Genomic DNA, 3,013 nt, shown 5'->3' with positions numbered 1-3,013 from the left:
GGGATCGAGGCGCTGAACTCCGGCGAGACGCCGTCGACGGTGCACGTCACGGCGCGAGGTGACGCCGGGGTCGTCGAGTTCGACGCGCCCGTGCGCATCGACACCCCCGGTGAGGCTGACTACTACCGGCACGGCGGGATCATGCAGTACGTGCTGCGCGGCCTGCTCTGATGCACGTGGTTCGGCGGTGAGTCACACACGCGTGGCTCACCGCCGAGCCGTGTGCGACCCCGGTGCCGCGTCCGTCTCGTGGCTATTGAGGCGGGTCACCCTCGAAGACCGAGAGCGGAGCCTCGACCTCCTCGGCGCGCGGTCCCATGACGATGATGCCGGCCAGCAGGACGACAAGACCGAAGATGCAGAACCACACGCCGGTCTCGAGCTCGCTGGAGTCCCAGTCGCCTTCGATGATGCGCATGACGACCCACAGCACCAGCGATGCGGCGCCGAGCAGCCAGCCGAGACCCAGGATGAACCGGAATCTCAGGACGGCACCGAGAATACCGAGGATCCCGACGACCGCCATGGGTGCGGCGACGGAGCCCCAGTACGCGGTGGCCGTGCCGGCCGAGCTGGCCTGGAACAGTTGCTCCAGGGACCAGTCCCGAGGGCCTTCGCCTGCGTACCAAGCCGTGTAGACGCTGGCCGTGACGGTCAGGGCGCCGAGCGCGGCGATGCCCGCGCCCACCCCACGTCGTGTCATAGTGATCCACTGCCTCACAGCCACTACCGTTGCACACCTGAGCCCGTCCGGCCATCTACACTCGTGGGGACGGCCTGAACAAGGAGGCGAGCCACTTTGGGCGTACTCGAGCGCGTGCGAGAGCCCCGACACCTGAACGGCCTCTCCGCCGAGGAGCTGGATGCACTCGCCGCGGAGATCCGCGACGTGATCATCACGACCATCTCGCGGACCAGCGGCCATCTCGGCCCCAACCTCGGGGTAGTCGAGCTGACTCTCGCCGTCCACCGGGTGTTCAGGTCTCCGCGTGACCCGATCCTGTTCGACGTCGGCCACCAGGCGTACGTGCACAAGCTGCTCACCGGGCGGGTCGACCGGTTCGGCACGATCCGTTCCAAGGATGGTCTGTCCGGCTATCCGAGCCAGCAGGAGAGCCCGCACGACTGGATCGAGAACTCGCATGCGTCGGCGGCGCTGTCGCATGCCGACGGCATGGCGAAGGCGTTCGCCGTGCGGGGGGAGCGGGACAGGAGCGTCGTCGCGGTCGTGGGCGACGGGGCGTTGACCGGGGGGATGGCGTGGGAAGCGCTGAACAACATCGCCGGCGGTCCGCAGGCCGGTCCGGACCGGAGATCGCTGGTGATCGTCGTCAACGACAACGGCCGGTCGTACTCGCCGACGGTCGGAGGGCTGGCGACCCACCTAGCCGGCCTGCGCACTGACCCCCGCTACGAGCAGGCGCTGGACCTGGTGAAACGTACGCTGAACCGGACGCCGCTGGTGGGCCCGACTGCCTACGAGGCGCTGCACGGGCTGAAGAAGGGGCTCAAGGACCTGCTGTCGCCGCAGGGAATGTTCGAGGACCTGGGTCTGAAGTACATCGGCCCGGTGGACGGTCACGACCGCACCGCGGTGGAACATGCGCTGGTCAGGGCGAAGGGATTCGGCGGTCCGGTGATCGTGCACTGCCTCACGCAGAAGGGGCACGGCTACGAGGCCGCCGTCCGCGACGAGGCCGACCACATGCACAGCCCGGCCGCATTCGATCCGGTCACGGGGGAGCCGTCGGCCACGCCCAAACGTACCCTTACGCACGTGTTCTCCGACGCCCTGGTCGAGGCCGGGCAGCAGCGCGAGAACGTGGTGGCGACCACGGCCGCGATGCTCGGACCCACCGGAATGGAGCCGTTCGCCAAGGCGTTCCCCGACCGCTGCTTCGACGTCGGCATCGCCGAGCAGCACGCCGCCGCGTCCGCCGCCGGGATGGCCATGACCGGACTGCACCCGGTCGTCGCCATCTACGCCACGTTCCTGAACCGGGCGTTCGATCAGGTCCTGATGGACTGTGCTCTGCACCGGGCAGGCGTGACGTTCGTTCTGGACCGCGCCGGGATCACCGGGCCCGACGGCGCGTCACACCACGGTATGTGGGACATGTCGATTCTGCAGGTGGTGCCCGGGCTCCGGATGGCGGCTCCTCGGGACGCCTCCCAGCTCACGGAGCAGTTCCACGAGGCGCTCGACGTTCACGACGCCCCGACCGTCGTCCGGTTCCCGGGCAAGGAACCGGCCGAGGCGAGGATCGACGCCGTCGAGCGCATCGGTACCTGCGACGTGCTGCTCCGTCCCGAGCAGGCGGTATCCGAGGGCGACGTCCTGCTGGTTGCGGTCGGTGCCATGGCTGCGGCGGGCGTCGAGGCCGCCGCACGGCTGCAGGACCAAGGCGTGGGCGTGACTGTGGTGGATCCCCGCTGGGTCAAGCCGCTGGATGCGGCGCTCATCGAGATGGCGCGTGAGCACCGCCTCGTCGCCACGATCGAGGATGGCTCTCGCACTGGCGGCGTCGGCTCCGTCCTGGCGCAGCTGTTGCGTGACTCGGGCGTGGACGTCCCGGTGCACAACTTCGGTGTCCCGCCACGTTTCGTCACTCACGGCAAGCGCGCGGAGGTCCTCGACGAGCTCGGTCTCACCGGGCAAGGCCTGGCGCGAGAGGTCGCCGGCCTGGTGGCGGCGCTCGACTCCGAGCCCGAGCTGGAGCCGTCGGCGAAGCATGAGCCTCAGCATCAGAAGACGGTCTAGGAGACTGGCAAAGGACGTGGTGTAGACCCGTGGGAACGTCTCCTTCGCAACGCGACTCGCACGGTGGTCCGCAAGGCAAGAGGGATATCAGCTGGCTTGAGCGAGAGGGCATCCTCGCCTGGCGCATCTTGGGTATCGGCCTGGTCATCGCCGGAGTCGTCTATCTCGCTCTGCAGATCCAGTTCATCGTCATGGCGGCGGTGCTCGGCTTTGCCATCGTCTCGTTGCTCTGGCCGCTGGTGAAGTGGCTCC

General features: G+C 68.5%; 3 protein-coding genes and 1 pseudogene. 3 read left to right on the top strand and 1 reads right to left on the bottom strand.

Annotation, left to right across the window (positions count from 1 at the left end):
- Window positions 1–171, top strand: a 171-nt coding sequence (locus tag ELR45_RS42395; protein WP_240759122.1) for a hypothetical protein, incomplete at its 5' end; no start/stop codon positions are given.
- Window positions 172–253: 82 nt separating this feature from the next.
- Here the strand turns inward: ELR45_RS42395 and ELR45_RS00510 are convergent.
- Complete coding sequence (locus ELR45_RS00510) at window positions 254–703, bottom strand: hypothetical protein (RefSeq protein ID WP_129662583.1); 450 nt, start codon at window positions 701–703, stop codon at window positions 254–256.
- A gap of 96 nt (window positions 704–799) precedes the next feature.
- On the opposite strand from ELR45_RS00510, the gene dxs reads away from it, so the two are divergent.
- On the top strand, window positions 800–2,761 hold the full coding sequence (dxs, locus tag ELR45_RS00505) for a 1-deoxy-D-xylulose-5-phosphate synthase (protein ID WP_129662581.1): 1,962 nt from the start codon (window positions 800–802) through the stop codon (window positions 2,759–2,761).
- 29 nt (window positions 2,762–2,790) lie between these two features.
- Window positions 2,791–3,013: pseudogene (locus ELR45_RS34280) on the top strand (hypothetical protein); the annotation flags it as partial.

This window comes from Phytoactinopolyspora endophytica (assembly GCF_004138495.1).
Classification (GTDB): domain Bacteria; phylum Actinomycetota; class Actinomycetes; order Jiangellales; family Jiangellaceae; genus Phytoactinopolyspora; species Phytoactinopolyspora endophytica.
The sequence above is the reverse complement of the archived record's forward strand: the minus strand, read 5'-3'. Positions and strand labels throughout refer to the sequence as shown.

What these genes read in the sequence shown, in the direction of transcription:
- ELR45_RS00510 (WP_129662583.1), bottom strand. Translation starts at nt 703, where the DNA reads ATGACACGACGTGGGGTGGGCGCGGGCATCGCCGCGCTCGGCGCCCTG.